The organism is Agromyces aurantiacus, assembly GCF_016907355.1.
In the GTDB taxonomy this organism is placed as follows: Bacteria; Actinomycetota; Actinomycetes; order Actinomycetales; family Microbacteriaceae; genus Agromyces; species Agromyces aurantiacus.
In genome coordinates this window covers 988,506-1,005,416 of record NZ_JAFBBW010000001.1, presented here as the reverse complement: position 1 = coordinate 1,005,416, position 16,911 = coordinate 988,506, and the positions used below count along the sequence as shown (strand labels likewise).

Sequence of the window (16,911 nt, the reverse complement as noted above, 5' to 3'; positions counted from 1 at the left end):
GCCGGCGGGGATCACGGCGCCCGAACCTGCGACACCGCCGCCTCCCGATCGAGGAACGTCGCCAGGTCGCCGATCGAGCTCATGAGCGGCGCGGGCACCACCACGAGCGTGTTCTTGTCGACGCCGACCTCGACGAGCGTCTGCAGGGTGCGCAACTGCAGGGCGAGCGGATGCGACATCATCGTGTCGGACGCCTCGCCGAGCCGCGTCGCGGCGAGCGCCTCGCCCTCGGCCGCGATGATCTTCGCGCGCTTCTCCCGCTCGGCCTCGGCCTGCTTGGCCATCGCCCGCTTCATCGAGTCGGGCAGCAGGATGTCCTTCAGCTCGACGAGCGTCACCTCGACGCCCCAGTCGGCGGTGATCACGTCGAGGATCTCGCGGATGTTGGCGTTCAGGGCCGCGGTCTCGGACAGCGTCTCGTCGAGGTGGTGCTGGCCGATCACCTTGCGCAACGTGGTCTGCGCGATCTGGTCGATCGCCGACTGCACGTTCTCGATCGCGATCACCGACTTCACCGCGTCGGTCACCCGGTAGTACGCGACCGCCGAGACGCCCACGCTCACGTTGTCCTTCGTGATGATGCCCTGCGACTGGATCGGCAGCGTGACGATGCGCAGCGACACCTTCGTCATCACGTCGACGAAGGGGATGATGAGGCGGATGCCGGGCTCCCGCACACCGTGCAGCCGGCCGAAGCGCAGCACCACCCCGCGCTCGTACTGCTTCACGACCTTGATCGACATGATCAGCAGCACGATCGCGAGCACCCCGACGATGATCAGGGTCACGATGAGTCCCGTCGACATCGGAACCACCTCCCGGGGCGCCGGCGACGGCGCCGTGCGCCTGCTCCCATTCTCCCACCGCTGTGCGCGTCGAGGCGGCTCGCCCCGGTCCTCATGCTTCGGCGCGGACCGAACCGATCAGCGCGTATCGTCGTCCGGTGATTCCTTCCCTCCAGACCGGCGCAGCTCCCGAAACCCACCTCTTCACGGCGATCGAGCCGAGCATCCTCTACTTCGGCACACCGGTCGTCCTGATCACGACCACCAATCCGGACGGGGCGCCCAACCTCGCGCCGATCTCCTCGGCATGGGCGCTCGGCCACACGCTCGTGCTCGGGCTCGGATCGGACGGACAGACCGTCGCGAATCTCCGCGAGCGGCCCGAGCTCGTCGTGAACGTGCCGTCACCGGGAATGTGGGAGCAGGTCGAGCGGCTCGCACCGCTGACCGGTCGTTCTCCGGTGCCGGCGTCCAAGCCTCACGGAATGCGGTTCGAGGCGGACAAGTTCGCGGCGGCCGGCGTGACGTCCATGCCATCGGCGACGGTCGCTCCGCCCCGGGTGGCGGAATGCCCGCTCCAGCTGGAAGGCTCCGCGATCAGCATCACTCCCGGCCAGGCGGGCGGGTTCGTGATCGTCGAAGTCGCCGTGAGCATGGTTCACGCAGCGACCGACATCGTCGTACCCGGAACGAACCACATCGACCCGGCGACATGGAGTCCGCTGATCTACAACTTCCGCCACTACTTCGGGCTCAGCGACCAGCTCGGCCACTCCTACCGTTCCGACACCCCGACCACCACGCGAAAGTGAGACCGCCCGGGTCGGTGGATGGGTCAGAGCCGCCCGAGCGCCTGGTCGATGTCGGCGAGCAGGTCCGCGACATCCTCGATGCCGACCGAGAGGCGGACGATCGACTCGGGCACCTCGGCCTCGGTGCCCTTGACCGACGCGTGCGTCATCTCGGAGGGGTAGTTCACGAGCGACTCGACGCCGCCGAGCGACTCCGCGAGGGTGAACAGCTCGGTCGACTCGGCGAACCGCCGCGCGGCCTCGCCGCCGCCGGCGAGGTCGATCGAGACCATGCCGCCGAAGCCCGACATCTGCCGGGCCGCGAGCTCGTGCCCCGGGTGCGACTCGAGCCCCGGGTAGAGCACGCGCGCGACGCCGGGGTGCTCGGTCAGTCGCTGCGCGATCGCGAGCGCGTTGCGGCTGTGGCGCTCCATCCGCACGCCGAGGGTCTTGATGCCGCGGCTGGTGAGGAACGCGTCGAACGGCGACGAGACCGCGCCGGCCGCGAACTGCGTGAAGCCGACCTGTTCGGCGAGTTCCTCACGCCCGGGCGCGAAGACGAGCGCGCCGCCCACCACGTCGGAGTGCCCGCCCAGGTACTTCGTGGTCGAGTGCACGACCACGCTCGCGCCGAGCGCGATCGGCTGCTGCAGCGCGGGCGACGCGAAGGTGTTGTCGACCACGACCAGCACGCCGGCCTCGTCGCCGAGCTCGGCCAGCGCCGCGACATCCGAGATCTTCATCAACGGGTTGGAGGGCGTCTCGACCCACAGCACCTTGGTCGTGCCGAGCTCGATCGCCTCGCGCACGGCGTCGAGGTCGCTCGTGTCGACCGTCGTGTGCCGCACGCCCCAGGCGCCGAAGACGCGACGGATGAGCCGGTGCGTGCCGCCGTACACGTCGTTGCCGATGACGACGTGGTCGCCGGGCTGCAGCACGGTGCGCAGCAGCGCATCCTCGGCCGCGAGGCCCGACGCGAACGACAGGCCCCGGATGCCGCCCTCGAGCGCCGCGAGCTGGGTCTCGAGCGCGGTGCGCGTGGGGTTGCCGCCGCGCGAGTACTCGTAGCCGCCGCGCAGGGTGCCGATGGCGTCCTGCGCGTAGGTCGAGGTGACGTGGATCGGCGGGATGACGTCGCCGGTCGTCGGGTCGGGGTCCTGCCCGGCGTGGATGGCGCGGGTGTCGAAGCGCGCGTCGTGCTGCATCGAGGTGCCTTTCAGGAGGAGAGGTAGGTGAGCAGGTCGGCGCGCGTGATCACGCCGAGCGCCTTGCCGCCGTCGGTGACGAGCATCGCGGAGGCCTCGCCGAACGCCGTGCGCGCCGCGGCGACGGGCTCGTTCGCGCCGATGAGCGGCAGCGGCTCGCCCACCACGGTCGAGACCTCGTCGGTGAGCTTGGCCCGGCCGGAGAACACCTGCTCGAGCAGCTGCTCCTCGTGCAGCGCGCCCACGACCTCGCCGAGCACGACGGGCGGATCGGCCGAGAGCACGACGAGCTGCGAGACGCCGGTCTCGGTCATGCGGTCGATCGCCTCGCGCACGGTGTCGTTCGGGTGCACGTACACGAGCGGCGCCGTGCGGTCGGCCTTCGCGTCGAGGAGGTTGCGCACCGTGTGCCCGGTCGGCGCGTTGCCGAAGCCGTACGCGCGCAGCCACTTGTCGTTGAAGATCTTGCCGAGGTAGCCGCGCCCGGAGTCGGGCAGGAGCACGACGAACACGTCGTCGGACGTGACATCCGGCCGCGAGGCGGCCTTCAGCGCGGCGACGACGGCCATGCCGCTCGAGCCGCCGACGAGGATGCCCTCCTCGCGGGCGAGCCGCCGGGTCATCGCGAACGACTCGGCGTCGGAGACCGCGATGATCTCGTGCGGCACCGCGGGGTCGTAGGCGGTCGGCCAGAAGTCCTCGCCCACGCCCTCGACGAAGTAGGGCCGGCCCGTGCCGCCCGAGTAGACCGAGCCCTCGGGGTCGGCGCCGATGATGCGCACGCGATCGCCCGACACCTCGCGCAGGTACCGTCCCGTGCCCGTGATGGTGCCGCCCGTGCCGACGCCCGCGACGAAGTGCGTGATCTTCCCGTCGGTGTCGCGCCAGATCTCGGGGCCGGTCGTCTCGTAGTGCGAGCGCGGCCCGTTGGGGTTGGAGTACTGGTCGGGCTTGAACGCGCCGGGGATCTCGCGCGCGAGCCGGTCGGAGACGCCGTAGTACGACTCGGGGCTGTCGGGCGCGACCGCGGTCGGCGTCACGACCACCTCTGCGCCGTACGCCTTCAGCACGTTGCGCTTGTCCTCGCTGACCTTGTCGGGGCAGACGAAGATGCAGTGGTACCCGCGCTGCTGCGCGACGAGCGCGAGTCCGACGCCCGTGTTGCCCGAGGTCGGCTCCACGATCGTGCCGCCGGGCTTGAGCTTGCCCTCGCGCTCCGCCGCATCGATGATGCGCGCCGCGATGCGGTCCTTCGACGAGCCGCCCGGGTTCAGGTACTCGAGCTTGACGAGCACGGTGGCCGGGGTCAGCCCCTCGGTCACGCGATTGAGCTTGACGAGCGGCGTGTTGCCGACCAGTTCGGTGATGTCGTGTGCGTACTTCATGCCGGTGTCTTCATCCTCTGGTGGAGTGCGTCGGAGCGGCGCCCGGAACGGCGCGCGACGCAGGGGGAAGGGGTCGCCTGCCTAGCGACGACAACACCGAGGCGAGAAGCTCACGCGGCAAGCCTAGCGGGTGACGGATGCCGCGTGGCGGGCGCTGCCTGCGCGTCGTGGCGTTCTCCCAGTCCGATGCGTTTGGATGGACCGAGTCCCCCGTCGCCAGGAAGGCCCCGCACGTGACCACGCCCCCGCCCGGACAGAAGCCGACCGTCAAGCAGCAGCGCGCGATCGAGCGCGAACGCAAGCTCGAGGAGTTCAAGAAGCGCGAGGCGCGGATGCGTCGCAACCGCCGCATCGCGATCTGGAGCTCGGTCGGGGTCGGCGTCGCCATCGTCGCGCTCGTCGTGACCTCGATCGTGCTCACGCCGCGACCTGCGACCTACAGCGCCGGCGGAACGGGCGCGTCGGTCGAGGGCGTCGAGACCTTCGAGAACGTCTCCGAGCACGTGGAGGGCGCCGTCGACTACCCGCAGACCCCGCCCGCGGGCGGCCGGCACAACCCGGCGTGGCTGAACTGCGGCGTGTACGAGGAGCCGGTGCCGAACGAGAACGCCGTGCACTCGCTCGAGCACGGCGCGGTCTGGGTCACCTACGACCCCGAGGCGCTCACCGACGACGAGGTGTCGACGCTCAGGTCGAAGCTGCCGTCGACCTACGTGATCCTCTCCCCCTTCGAGGGCCTGCCCGCGCCCATCGTGCTGAGCGGATGGAACTCCCAGCTGCAGGTCGACGACGCCGGCGACGAGCGCATCGCCGCGTTCCTCGAGGAGTACTGGCTGAGCCAGGACGTGCCCGAGCCCGGCGCCGCGTGCACGGGCGCGATCGACGGCCCGGGCAAGGTGGCGTGACGCGCCCCGCCCGCTGGGCGATCGTGCTCGCGGCCGGCGTGGCGCTGCTGGCCGTGGGCGCGATCGCGTTCTCGATCGGGCGGCTGTCGACGCTCGGCGACCCGACCCCGACCGACGCGAGCGTCGAGGCCGGGTTCGCGCGCGACATGCAGGTGCACCACCATCAGGGCGTCGAGCTCGCGATGATCGTGCGCGACGCGACCGACGACCCCGACGTGCGCCTGCTCGCCTACGACATCGCCACGACCCAGGCGCAGCAGGCCGGTCAGATGTACGGCTGGCTCGCCGAGTGGGGGCTGCCGCAGTTCGGTTCGGAGCCGTCCATGGCCTGGATGACCGGGCCGGCCGAGGGCGGCGGCGGGCACGACGGCCACGGGGCGGGCGTCGGCGAGGCCGACGCGTCGGGTCACGCGCCCGGCGAGCCGATGCCCGGGCTCGCGACGCCCGCGCAGGTCGAGGAGCTGCGCTCGCTCGACGGCGTCGAGGCCGAGCGCCGGTTCCTCGAGCTCATGATCGCGCACCACGCCGGTGCGGTCGAGATGGCCGAGGCCGCGCTCGACCGGTCCGACTACCCGGTCGTCGTGTCGCTCGCCGAGTCGATCGTCTCGAGCCAGCAGTCCGAGATCGCGCTCATGGAGGACATGCTCGCCGAGCGCTCGTGAGCGCGTCGCAGGTCGCGGGCCACGAGTTCCGGGTCGCGCCTCGCGTCAGCGGAAGTACTCGGGCCGGCTGACAGCCGTCTCCGTGACGAACATCACGCCCGATCCCGCGTCAAGCACCGGCCGGAGCCCCGCGACGATGGTCGCGGCGCGCTCGGCGGGCACGACCGTGATGAGCAGCGTGAGCGCGTCGCGATCGTTGAACAGCATGCGCCCGCCGTGGGCGCCGTGATGGCCGACCCCGGACACGCCGCCGAGCGAGGTGTACCCGGTCGCGCCGACCGACCGCATGAGCGCGGCGACGGCGTCGACTTCGGTGGTGGGGATGACGAGCTCGATCTTCGTCATCGGCGTCAGGCCTTCGATGTTCATCGACGTTCCTCCATGGGCTGAGCGGTGCGGTTCGGGGATGCGGCTCGGGCGTCGGCAGGGTCGCGGTCGGCCGAGCGAGCGGATGCGCCCGGCTCGCCGATGCCGTCGCGCGACCAGCCGAGCGGGCCGTAACGGAGCCAGGGATCCGACGCGTGCTCGCGAGCCCGCAACGCGATCCACTCGCCGTCCAGCAGGCCGCGCACGAGGCTCGACCGGTCGACGATCGCGCAGATCCGGCCGATCGGGGCCTGCACGAACACCTGCAGTCGCACGGGGTCGTGCACGGCGCTGCGTCCGACGCCCACGGACTGCCACGGCAGGCCCGTGCGCAGGTCGCCGCCGTACCCGGCCTGCACCGCGACGTCGCCGACCACGTTGACGAGGGGCTTCGGTCCGGCGCCCCAGCGATCGGGCTCGACCGTCGAGGCGAGGTACTGGGCGTTGATCCACTGGGCCACGATCATCGGCGCCGTGAGGATGGTCTCGAGGGCCGCGCCATCCGGATCGGCCTCGGGGTCGTAGCTGTGCAGGAAGGCCCGGCGACCGAGGTCGAGCCCCCTGGTCTCGCGCCGCGGCGCGACCACGAGGGCCGCGTTTCCCGCGAGCCCCCACTCCGGGTACGACTCGGACCAGTCGGCGGCACGCCGGTCGGCGTCGGCCTGCAGGACGTCGGCACCGCCGGCCGGAGCGCCCGGCAGTGCCGCGAGGCGCTCGCGGACCGAGCGGGCACGCGCCCCGGCGAGCAGCGCCTCGAGCTCGGCGAGGTCAGCGAGGTGCGACCCGGGCACCGACCACGGCTCGCACACCTCGACCCGGTCGCTCACGGTCTCGTGCTCGACCGCCACGAACACGGTGTCCTCGGGGATGCGGATGCCGCGACCCGCGAGGCCGGCGCGCGTCCCGGGGTCGTTCAGCAGCGCGGCGGCCGCGCGCGCGTTCGGCCCGCCGCGATGCCCGCCGCACGCTCCGCAGTGCAGCGCCGAGGCGAACGGGTTGTTGACCGTGTCGGCGCCGTGGCCCGCGAGGAGCACGACGCGCGCGAACCCGTCGACGAGGCCCATCATCCGAAGGGCCGCCTCGGCGTAGGCGACGCGCTCGTCCACGGCGAAGACCGCGTCGGCATCGACGCGCGTGGCCGGCCGCGCCGACCGAGCGCGCCAGGCATCGGCGACGCGCGCCCACCCGAGCGGAGCGCCGGTGCGCAGCGCGGCCCCGACGCCCATGGCCCACCCTGCGGTCTCGGCGAGCGCGTACGGGGCGAGCGTCGAGTTCTTGGCGCGCGAGACGACGCCGGCAGCCGCGGCGCCCGCGCGCAGCCGAGCCGTGTAGCGCGCGGCGCCCGCGGTGTCGGCCGCGCGCTCGCCGACGTCGCGGCGCGGCGCGAGCAGCACCGGGCATGCGGCGGTCGGGTCGCTGCCGTCGAGGTCGTGCCAGCGCATCGGCACCGCGAAGAACCCGGCGAACCCGAGGGTCTCGACGCCGCGTCCTCGACCATCCGCCTCGTGCTCGAGGGCGCGGCGCAGCCCCTCGGATCGAGGGTCGATGCAGAAGACCGCCTGCGCGAGCGCACGCTCCGACGCCGACGCGGGCGCACCGGCGTCGGACTCCTGCCGGGCGCGCGTCCGCGGGGGTGCGAGCCGCCGCGCGGCACTGCGGTCGAGCGCCTCCTGCCAGATGAGCACGCGTTCCTCGGGTCGCACGAGGCCGAGCACCCGGCCGACGGTCGCGCGCGCCGTCGCATCCTCCTCGGGGAGGCCGAGCCGGCGGAGCACCGCGTCGACCCGGGACTGCTCGGGCCGGGGCGACGACGGCGCGGCGACCGCCGCACCCGGATCGACGACCACGCCCGGTCGCACGAGGAGCCGCTCGTACGTGACCCTCACCGCGATGAGGTCGACGAGGTCGATGCCGCGCCCCGCCTCGGCGGCGTCGGCGACGTGCCCCGCGAGCCCGGGTAGCGCGGCGATCTCGGCGCGGAGGAAGCGATCGGCGTCGTCGCCGAGCAGCCGCCAGTGCGCGAGCGCGTCGGCGACGGCATCCTCGGGGTCGGCACCGAGCGATCGGATGCCGCGGCGAACGTGGCGCGGCACCATCGGGTCGCGCGAGGCGAGCCTGCGCCACCCCGGCCAGAAGGCCTCGTCGCGCCACGGCGACCACGCGACGTGCTCGGCCCCGAGGTACGCCGTGGTCCAGCGCAGGACCAGGTCGTCGACGCGGGCCGCCGTGCGCGGCGCCGCGAGCGCGGACGGCGTGTGCATCGTGCGCTCCGGCCCACCGGCGACGGGGGCGTCGAGGAGGTCGGCGAGCAGGATGTCGGCGACGGCGAGCCCGTGCCGTCCGGGGCTCGGCGACCGACGCGACCGGTCGCGCGCCTCCGAGACGTGCCGTTCGAGGGCCGCGCGCAGGTCGTCCGCGGTGATCTCGCCGGCGGCGTGGCGGCATCGGAACCCGGCCTCGTCGAGGGTCAGGCGCGTCCCGTGCTCCCGGGCCGCCCGTTCCGCGGCCTCGTCGAACGTCCACCGTTCGTAGCCCGCGAGCGGGTTCCGGGCGATGAACGCGGTGAGCGGGCGATGCGGCGCGACGACGCGGTCGGCGGCCGCGATCATGCCGCGGATGACGGCGGCGCGTCCCTCGCGGGTGTCGCCCGGTGCACCGGGTCCGCGGGTCTCGGTCGGACGGCGGTGGTCGTTCATGCGCGGCTCCCGTATTCGGAGGGGACGGTGGCGGACAGGCCCGGATCGGACCGCCGGGCCGGGATGGGTGGCCGCGCCCAGCCGAGCGCGAAGGCGTAGGCGGTGTCGGCGAGGGCGCCGCGCCCTCGGGCGAGGAGGGCCACGAGGCCCAGGGCCAGCGCGAGCGCGGGCACGAGCAGCCACGTCACCGCCCCGGGTCCGGCGTCGAGTCGGAGCCAGACGTCGAACGCGTGCGCGACGAGCACGTACGCGACGCCCACCCCGGCGGCGGCGACCGCCAGGAGGGAGGCACGACCTCCGCCGGCGGACGATGCGCCGAGCGCGGCGGCCGCCGCCACCCCGACGGCGAGCGCGGTGAAGAGCAGCATCGCCGCCGAGGCGGTCGAGAGTCCACCCGTCTGCACGGCGGCGACCACGGGCGCGAGGGCCGTGAGCACGATCGCGGCCGGCCGGCCGAGACGGCGCCACGCACCCGTCGAGGTCGCCGGCGCAGGCGATCGACCCGTGGCGTGCGCGGATGCGACGGTGCCGGAGCCGAGGAAGGATGCGGCCTTGAACAGGCCGTGCGCCATGACGTGGAAGAGTGCCAAGGCCCACGCGCCGATGGCGCAGGCCACGAGCATGAACCCCATCTGGGCGGCGGTCGAGTGCACGAGTCGGCCCTTCACGTCGGGCCGCGTGAGCATCGCGGCGCCGGCGACGACCACGGTGAGCGCGCCGCACGCCCCGACGATCACGCCGGCGACGGGGCTCGGCAGGTCGGAGGTGCGCAGGAGGAGCACGGCGCCCGCATTCACGAAGCCCGCGTGCAGCAGCGCCGAGACCGGGGTCGGCGCCGCGAGCGACGCGGGCAGCCAGCCGTGGAAGGGGATGGAGGCGGCGCGCGAGAGTGCGGCGAGCGCGACGCCCGTGCCGGCGATCGCGGCCGTCGCGGGCGTCACGCCGCCGAGCGCCGAGAGGCCGAGGTCGCCTCGATCGAGCTGGACGGCCGCCACCGCGAGCCACAGGCCGGCGTCGCCGACGAGGAGCGCGGCCGCCGCCCGGCGACGTGCGACCCGCGCCTGCTCCCAGCGGCCGGCGTGGCCGAGGAGGAGTATCACGGTCACGGTACCCGCGGTCCAGGCGGCGGCGATCGCGAGCAGGTCGAGCGCCGACGCCGCCGCCCCCGACGCGGCGGCGAGCCAGGCCGCGAGCGCCGCGAAGCGCCCCGCGGCCGGATCGCCGCGCAGGTTGCCGCGCCCGAACGCCTGCACCAGCAGTGCGACGCCGAGGACGAAGGCGAGCAGCACGGGGCCGACCCGATCGCCGCCGCGGATCGCGGCGTCGACCACCGCGGCGGTCGCGAGGGCGAACGCGACGACCGATCCGCCGACGGCGAGGCCGATCGCCCGGGGCGGCCGGCGGAGCGCGATCGTCGCGGCCGCCGCGACGACGGCCTGGACCGCGATGGCGGCGAGCACGAGTTCAGACATGCGATGCAAATTACCGGTTTTACACTTCGCCTGTCAAATGATTCGTGTAATCTGATTCTGGTTATCGGGTTCCGGTACGATGAAGCCATGAGCACGTGGACGTTCCTCACCAATCACGGTCATGTGCTCATCTGCCTCGCCCGCGATCCCGAGATCCGCGTCCGCGAGGTCGCCGAGGCCGTCGGCATCACCGAACGCACGGCGCAGGGCATCATCGCCGACCTCGTCGAGGCCGGCTACGTGCAGCGCGAGAAGGACGGCCGCCGCAACCGCTACCGCACCGTCGTCGAACTGCCGATGCGGCACCCGGTCGAATCCGACCACCGCGTCGGCGAACTGCTCGAGACGCTGGCCGCGACCGCCGGCGACCAGTGGCGCGCACCCGCGGGCGCCGAGCGCACAGGGGCGTGACCGCCGGCGCTACCGCGTCGCCACCTCCGGGCGCTCCGCCTGCTGCCGGTAGAGCGACGCGTAGACCCCGCCGGCCTCGATGAGCTCGGCGTGCGTGCCGCGCTCGGCGATCCGGCCGGCGACGATCACGAAGATGACGTCGGCCGCGACGACCGTCGACAGCCGGTGCGCGATCGCGATCGTCGTTCGACCGCGCGACGCGTCGTCGAGCGCCGCCTGCACGACGCGCTCGCTGATCGTGTCGAGCGCGCTCGTCGCCTCGTCGAGCACGAGCACCGCCGGATCCTTCAGCAGCACGCGCGCGATCGCGATGCGCTGCTTCTCGCCGCCGGACAGGCGGTAGCCCCGCTCGCCCACGACGGTGTCGTAGCCCTCGGGGAACGACGCGATGGTCTCGTGGATGTTCGCGGCGCGCGCGGCGGCCTCGAGCTCGGCGTCCGTGGCATCCGGCTTGGCGTACCTGAGGTTCTCGGCGATCGACGCGTGGAAGAGGTAGGTCTCCTGGCTCACGATGCCGATGTGCGACATGAGCGACTCCTGCGAGAGGTCGCGCACGTCGACGCCGGCGAAGCGCACCGTGCCGCTCGAGGCCTCGTACAGGCGCGGCACGAGGTAGGAGACCGTGGTCTTGCCCGCGCCGCTCGGTCCGACGAAGGCGGCGAACTGGCCCGGCTCGATCGTGAACGACACGTCGTCGAGCGTCGGCCGCTGGTCGGCGTCGGCGTCGGGGTACCGGAACGAGACGTGGTCGAACTCGACCCGGCCGAGCGACGGCTCGCCCGCGGCATCCGCACCCGCCGGCACCTCGCGCGCGTCGGGGCCGTCGGTGATCGCCGGCTTCAGGTCGAGGTACTCGAAGATGCGCGCGAACAGCGCGCTCGAGGTCTGCAGGTCGAGGGCGACGCGCATGAGGCCCATGAGCGGGAACAGCAGGCGCGCCTGCACCGTGGTGAACGCCACGATCGTGCCCGCCGTGATGCCCGACACGCCGCCGGTGATGAGCCAGCCCGACACGAGGTACACGATCGCCGGGATCGACGACATGAAGATCGAGACCATCGCGAAGAACCACTGCCCCGACATCTGCTGGCGCACCTGGAGCGAGATCTGGTTGCGGTTCTCGTCGGCGTAGCGCTCGATCTCGCTCTTCTGCCGCGTGAAGCTCTTCGAGAGCAGGATGCCGCTGACCGACAGCGTCTCCTGCGTGATCGCGGTCATCTCCGAGAGCGACTCCTGCGTCTTCGCCGCGATGCGCGCCCGCACCTGGCCCACGCGCCGCTGCGCGATCACCATGAACGGCATCAGGACGAGCGCGATCAGGGTCAGCTGCCAGTTGAGCAGCAGCATCGCCACGAACGCCGAGATGACGGTGACCGTGTTGCCGAGCACGCTCGACACGGTGTTGGTGAGCACGGACGCCACGCCGCCCACGTCGTTCTGGAGGCGCGACTGGATGACGCCGGTCTTGGTGCGCGTGAAGAAGCTGAGCTCCATCGACTGCAAGTGGCTGAACAGCCGGACGCGCATCGCGCCCATGACCCGGTTGCCGATGGTCGCCGTGAGGAACGTCTGCCACACGCCGAGGAGCGCCGAGACGACGAACACGGCGATCATCGCGCCGACGATCCAGCTGAGGGCGGTCAGGTTCGGCTCGCCGATGTCGCCCGAGCCGTCGGTCGGGAACAGCGCGTCGTCGAACGCGCGCTGGGTGAGCAGGGGCGGGATGACGCTCAGCGCCGCCCCGACCAGCACGAGCACCACGACCACCGTGAGCGCCGCCCGATGCGGCCGGAACAGCTCGGCGATGCGGCGCAGCAGGTGCGGGATCTTCGGCGCCTCGGCGTTCTCTGCGCGCTGCGCGGCCTCGTCGGCGCTGGAGATCCGGCCGCGCATGCCCCCGCCGCGAGCCACGGCGGGCCGCGCGCCGGGCGGCCCCATCCCGCCCCCGTGCATGCTCATGCATTCACCCTACGTGCGCCCTCCGGCACCGCCGCCGGCCCGGACTCCCCGAACGAGGGGTGTTCGCCGAGAGCGTGCCGGGGATACGGTGATCGCAGCTCACGTCCCCGCGCGAGGGAGTCGCCCATGCCCCGCACCATCCGCACCGCCGGCCCGAGCCGCTCGACCGGCACCGCGCACCGGTGGCGCATCACGCTCGCCGGCCTCGTCGCCGCCGCGCTGGCCGCCGTCGGGATCGCGCTCGCGGCGCCCGCGTCGGCCGAGGAGCTGCCGCCCACCGAGTCCTCGATCGAGGTCACCGTCACCGACTGCGCCACCTACGGCGGCCTCGGATCGATCCACTACGTCGTGCGCGATCCGTTCGTCTTCTACCAGGACTTCGTGACGATCATCGACGGCACGGGCGCGTTCGTGCACGAGGCGACGTACGTCGACGACACCGAGTTCGAGGCCGACGTCCCGCTTGCTCCGGGCGCATACACCGTGATCTACACGGTCGAACGGGAGACCGGTGGGGCGAACATCGACTCGCGGGAGGTCACGGTCGGGGCGTGCCCCGACCTCGATGTCGCCGTGACGCCCGTCAGCTGCAGCCTCGGTCGCGACGGCATCGTGTCCGTCACCTTCTCCGGACTCATCCCGGGCGAGGTCTACGGTTACGAGGTGCTGGGCGGCGGCACCTCGTCCGCGGGTCCGCTCGTCGCCGACTCGGAGACCGTGACGCGCGAGTTCGACCGGCTGCCGCCGGGCAACTACTACGCCTACGCGCAGTGGCTGCCTCCCGAGGGCGAGGAGTCGTCCACGCCCATGTACGACTGGCGCGCGTTCGCCGTCGAACCCTGCCAGCCGGCCCTCGACGTGACGGTGACCGAGTGCACGGTCGCGGGCGGTGACGGGACGCTCCACGTCGCCATCGGCGACCTCCTGGCCGACGTGGTCTACACCGTCGACGTCGTGCGCGCCGGCTCGGCGACGGTGCTGGAGACGCACACCGTGACGGCCGATGCGTCCGGTCAGGCGAGCCTCGATCTCTCGCTGGCCCCGGGAGCGACCTACACCGTGACCGTCACGGGCTCGTGGACCGCGCCGCCCTACGAGGAGCCGCCCTTCATCGGCGGCGGCGATTTCGTGCCGCTCGGAACGGTCGCACTCACGGCGAGCAGTGACGCCGCACTCGCGCCCTGCCCGGTGGCACCCGCGACGCCGGCGACGCTCGCCGCGAGCGGAGCCGACGTGGCCGGCCTCGGAGGGGCAGCGCTGCTGCTCGTCGGGATCGGCGCCGCGATCCTCGTGTCCCGGCGCGGAGCGCGCCGACCGAACTGACGTCGGTCACCCCCGCCGGCGCGACCACCGCGCATCGGCGCCCCGAACGGGGGGCATTGGCGGAAGGCGCCATGGCCATAGGTTGAAAGACGCTCGGATTCCCCGCGCCCGAACGGAGTGCTCCATGCCTCGTCCCACGACCCGACCGACCTCCACCGTGGCGCGTTGGCGTGCCGGGCTCGCGGCGGCGCTCACCGGGGCGCTGGCGGTGATCGGCGCCGTCGCGGGAGTCGCCGCGCCGGCCGCGGCCAAGAATGCGCCCCTCGAGGTCATGGCGATCGTCGGGTGCAGCACCGGCGACGACGGCACCGGTGCGCTGCGCATCACTCCCTCGGCCGACGCGAACTACGTCTGGTCGGTGACCGGCGAGGAGTACTCGGCAGGCGGCACGGTCGCCGGCTCCGCGTTCATCGACGTGGAGGTCGCGCTGAACGGCCTCGCGCCCGGCCCCTACCACGCTGTCGTCGAAGAGGAGGGCAACGGCGGGGTGCCAGACCCGCACTCGTTCGCCGAGGCGGACTTCACGGTCGAGGCCTGCATCCCCGACCTCGGCGTCGCGATCACCGGCGCGACCTGCAGCACCGGCGACGACGCGGTGATGACGCTCGAGCTCTCGGGCCTCGTCGTGGGCACCGAGTACCGCTGGTGGGTCGCCGGCTTCAGCGGCAGCCTCCTCGCCGACGCCGCCACCGCGCAGATCCCGCTGTCGAGCGGCACGCCGCCGGGCAACTACCTCGCGTACGCGGAGACGGTCGACGACTCGCCCGTGTACGACTGGATCGCGTTCGCGATCGAACCCTGCCAGCCGACGGTCGAACTCGCGGTCACGCAGTGCTCCGTCGCCGGCGGCACCGGCACGGTCGACGTCTCGCTGGCCCACCTCGTGCATGGCGTCGCGTACACGGTCACCGGTCCGGACGGCAGCACGCAGCAGGCCACCGCGCAGCCGTCGGGCGTCACGACGCTGACGTTCCCGTCCATCGCGGCCGGCACGACCGCGACTGTGAGCGTGACCGGCACCTGGACCGTCGACGAGCCGTACGAGGAGCCGCCGTACATCGGCGGCGGGAACTTCGTGCCGCTCGATACCGTGGTGCTCGCCGGCAGCGCCGACGCCGCGCTCACCCCGTGCCCCGCCCCGCCCAGCGCGCCCTCGAAGCCGGCCGCGCTGGCCGAGAGCGGGCCGGGCGACGTGACCGGTGCGGCAACCGTCGCGCTGCTGCTCATGGCGATGGGCGGCTCGGTCGTCCTCTCCCGCCGGGGAGTGCGCCGGCCCGAGTGAGCCGACGACGCGTCCACCGTCGTCGCGACGGCGCGGCGCGACATCCGTCAACCCCCGCTCACCCGGCGATCACCCGGGCGTAGACTGCGGCCACGCACGTCGACCACGAAACGGGGGTGGCGATGGTCGAGGCGACGGATGCCGCGGGGGCGGTGACCTGGCGCGAGATCGTGCGCCTGAGCCCGGCCGAGCTGCGAGAACGCGTGCGCGGCGTGCCGGGCGACTGGTCGCGCGACCCGGCCGCACTGCTCGCCCTGGCCGCGGGATACCGCTCCCCCGGCGCCGCGAACCCGTACGCCTCGCAACCATACGTCGACGCGGCCGAGGAGCTCCTCCTCGAGAACGGCGACCACCGGGACGACGCACTGCGAGTGCTCGCGCCGGTGCTCCGGGCGTCCGCCCTCCGCGGGCTCGGGCGGTTCACGGCGTCGCTCGACCAGCTCGCGCGCGCCGAGGCACTGCTGTCCGCGAGCACGGTGCCCCTCCCCGGACGCGCGGAACTCGAGGCGTGCATCTCGCTCGAGGCCGGCCTCAGCCTCCTCCTGGCCGGACGGCTCGCGGACGCACGGCGCGCGCTCCTCCGGGCGCTCTACGTCGCCGAGGCCCGCACGCCGCCCGCGGTGCTCAGCGAGGCCGGCGGCGGGATCGCGTTGATCGACCTCCGCCTCGGCAGCCTGCGCAGCGCCGACATGCACGTGGATGCCGCGCTGCGGGCGGCCTCGGAGGCCGACCCCTCGCACGGGCTCGGCACGGCGCTCGCGCGGCTCGCCGAGGCGGCGCTCGCGATCGAGCGCGACGAGCTCGACGGACTCGAGCGTCGGCTGCGCGCACTGGCCGCCGACACCGCCGGAACGGAGTACGCCCCGCTCGCCCTCGCCGAGCTCGCCGCGATGCGGGAGGACGGCGACGAGGTGGACGACCTGCTCCAGGAGCTCCAACTCGTCGTCAGCGAATGGGAGGCGCCGAACCTGGCCGCGATGCTGCACGACGACCAGCGCATCGCCACGCTCGTCCAGCGTCGCGAGGCCGTCGCTGCTCGCGCCGAGATCGCCCGTCTCGCGCCCGATCCGGCGCACTCCCAATGCCCTGCCGCCTGGTCCGCACGCGTCGCGATCGACGCCGGCGAGTCCACGCATGCGATCGACCTCACCGCCCGATGCCTGGCCATGGGCGACGCGCACGCGCCGCGCACGACGACGCTCGCGCTCCTCGTGACCGCGGCCGCGCACGCCGACCTCGGCGACGCGAGCACCGCGGAGGACCTCTTCGACCACGCGGTCACCCTCGCCGCCACCGGCGGTTCGATCCGGCCCTTCGGCGTGCTGCGGCGACACGAGCTCGCGATGCTCCTCGAGCGCCGGCGTGCACGTCACCGCCCCGACCCCGCGGACCGGCTCATCTCGGCGGTCGAAGCCCGCTACCCCACCGCCGACGCCCCGAGGCCCGAGACGCTCAGCGCCCGTGAGCGGGTGGTGCTGTCCCGCCTGATCGAGGGCGACACCCACCAGCGCATTGCCTTCGACCTCTCGGTCTCGCCGAACACCGTCAAGACCCAGGTGCGCAGCATCTATCGCAAGCTCGGCGTCACCACGCGCGACGGGGCGGTTCAGCGGGCTCGCCACCTGGGCCTGATCGACTGATGAAGCGGGACGCCCCTCCGACGGGGGTG

The 16,911-nt window shown here is 73.2% G+C and carries 14 protein-coding genes; 7 read left to right on the top strand and 7 right to left on the bottom strand.

What is annotated here, in order from left to right:
• Positions 1-11: 11 nt before the first annotated feature.
• Complete coding sequence (locus tag JOD46_RS04710) at positions 12-806, bottom strand: slipin family protein (protein WP_204392009.1); 795 nt, start codon at positions 804-806, stop codon at positions 12-14.
• A gap of 62 nt (positions 807-868) precedes the next feature.
• Here JOD46_RS04710 and JOD46_RS04705 point away from each other — a divergent pair, with 62 nt between their 5' ends.
• Positions 869-1,597 (top strand): flavin reductase family protein, encoded by a 729-nt coding sequence (locus JOD46_RS04705; RefSeq protein ID WP_307834908.1) that lies wholly within the window; start codon positions 869-871, stop codon positions 1,595-1,597.
• Positions 1,598-1,620: 23 nt separating this feature from the next.
• Here JOD46_RS04705 and JOD46_RS04700 read toward each other — a convergent pair whose 3' ends face one another.
• Together JOD46_RS04700 and JOD46_RS04695 are read right to left on the bottom strand one after the other, a co-directional pair.
• Positions 1,621-2,781: a cystathionine gamma-synthase gene (locus JOD46_RS04700; protein ID WP_204392008.1), complete on the bottom strand. Its 1,161-nt coding sequence runs from the start codon at positions 2,779-2,781 to the stop codon at positions 1,621-1,623.
• 11 nt (positions 2,782-2,792) lie between these two features.
• Positions 2,793-4,166, bottom strand: a complete 1,374-nt coding sequence (locus tag JOD46_RS04695) for a cystathionine beta-synthase (RefSeq protein ID WP_204392007.1) — start codon at positions 4,164-4,166, stop codon at positions 2,793-2,795.
• Between the two features lie 233 nt (positions 4,167-4,399).
• On the opposite strand from JOD46_RS04695, the gene JOD46_RS04690 reads away from it, so the two are divergent.
• Positions 4,400-5,071, top strand: a complete 672-nt coding sequence (locus JOD46_RS04690) for a thioredoxin-like domain-containing protein (protein WP_307834907.1) — start codon at positions 4,400-4,402, stop codon at positions 5,069-5,071.
• Positions 5,068-5,733 (top strand): DUF305 domain-containing protein, encoded by a 666-nt coding sequence (locus JOD46_RS04685; RefSeq protein WP_307834906.1) that lies wholly within the window; start codon positions 5,068-5,070, stop codon positions 5,731-5,733. Before JOD46_RS04690 ends, JOD46_RS04685 begins: the two co-directional genes overlap by 4 nt.
• A 45-nt stretch (positions 5,734-5,778) precedes the next feature.
• On the opposite strand, the gene JOD46_RS04680 is transcribed toward JOD46_RS04685, so the two are convergent.
• Genes JOD46_RS04680 through JOD46_RS04670 form a run of 3 tightly spaced genes read right to left on the bottom strand, consistent with a single transcriptional unit; the run spans position 5,779 to position 10,267 of the window.
• Positions 5,779-6,102: a P-II family nitrogen regulator gene (locus JOD46_RS04680; RefSeq protein WP_204392006.1), complete on the bottom strand. Its 324-nt coding sequence runs from the start codon at positions 6,100-6,102 to the stop codon at positions 5,779-5,781.
• Positions 6,099-8,795: a putative inorganic carbon transporter subunit DabA gene (locus tag JOD46_RS04675; protein ID WP_204392005.1), complete on the bottom strand. Its 2,697-nt coding sequence runs from the start codon at positions 8,793-8,795 to the stop codon at positions 6,099-6,101. Before JOD46_RS04675 ends, JOD46_RS04680 begins: the two co-directional genes overlap by 4 nt.
• Entirely contained in the window at positions 8,792-10,267 is a 1,476-nt protein-coding gene (locus tag JOD46_RS04670) for a proton-conducting transporter transmembrane domain-containing protein (protein ID WP_204392004.1), read from the bottom strand. The genes JOD46_RS04675 and JOD46_RS04670 overlap by 4 nt, the downstream gene beginning before the upstream one ends.
• An 87-nt stretch (positions 10,268-10,354) precedes the next feature.
• Here JOD46_RS04670 and JOD46_RS04665 point away from each other — a divergent pair, with 87 nt between their 5' ends.
• The gene (locus JOD46_RS04665; protein ID WP_204392003.1) at positions 10,355-10,678 is read left to right on the top strand and encodes a helix-turn-helix transcriptional regulator; all 324 of its coding nucleotides are present in this window, start codon (positions 10,355-10,357) and stop codon (positions 10,676-10,678) included.
• A gap of 9 nt (positions 10,679-10,687) precedes the next feature.
• Here JOD46_RS04665 and JOD46_RS04660 read toward each other — a convergent pair whose 3' ends face one another.
• On the bottom strand, positions 10,688-12,637 hold the full coding sequence (locus tag JOD46_RS04660) for an ABC transporter ATP-binding protein (protein ID WP_204392001.1): 1,950 nt from the start codon (positions 12,635-12,637) through the stop codon (positions 10,688-10,690).
• A gap of 126 nt (positions 12,638-12,763) precedes the next feature.
• On the opposite strand from JOD46_RS04660, the gene JOD46_RS04655 reads away from it, so the two are divergent.
• The 3 genes from JOD46_RS04655 (at position 12,764) to JOD46_RS04645 (ending at position 16,882) form a co-directional block, all read left to right on the top strand.
• Complete coding sequence (locus tag JOD46_RS04655; protein ID WP_204391999.1) at positions 12,764-13,960, top strand: hypothetical protein; 1,197 nt, start codon at positions 12,764-12,766, stop codon at positions 13,958-13,960.
• 124 nt (positions 13,961-14,084) lie between these two features.
• Positions 14,085-15,242, top strand: coding sequence for a hypothetical protein (locus JOD46_RS04650; protein ID WP_204391997.1), 1,158 nt, complete (start codon positions 14,085-14,087; stop codon positions 15,240-15,242).
• Between the two features lie 122 nt (positions 15,243-15,364).
• Positions 15,365-16,882: a LuxR C-terminal-related transcriptional regulator gene (locus JOD46_RS04645; protein WP_239563214.1), complete on the top strand. Its 1,518-nt coding sequence runs from the start codon at positions 15,365-15,367 to the stop codon at positions 16,880-16,882.
• Positions 16,883-16,911 lie beyond the last annotated feature (29 nt).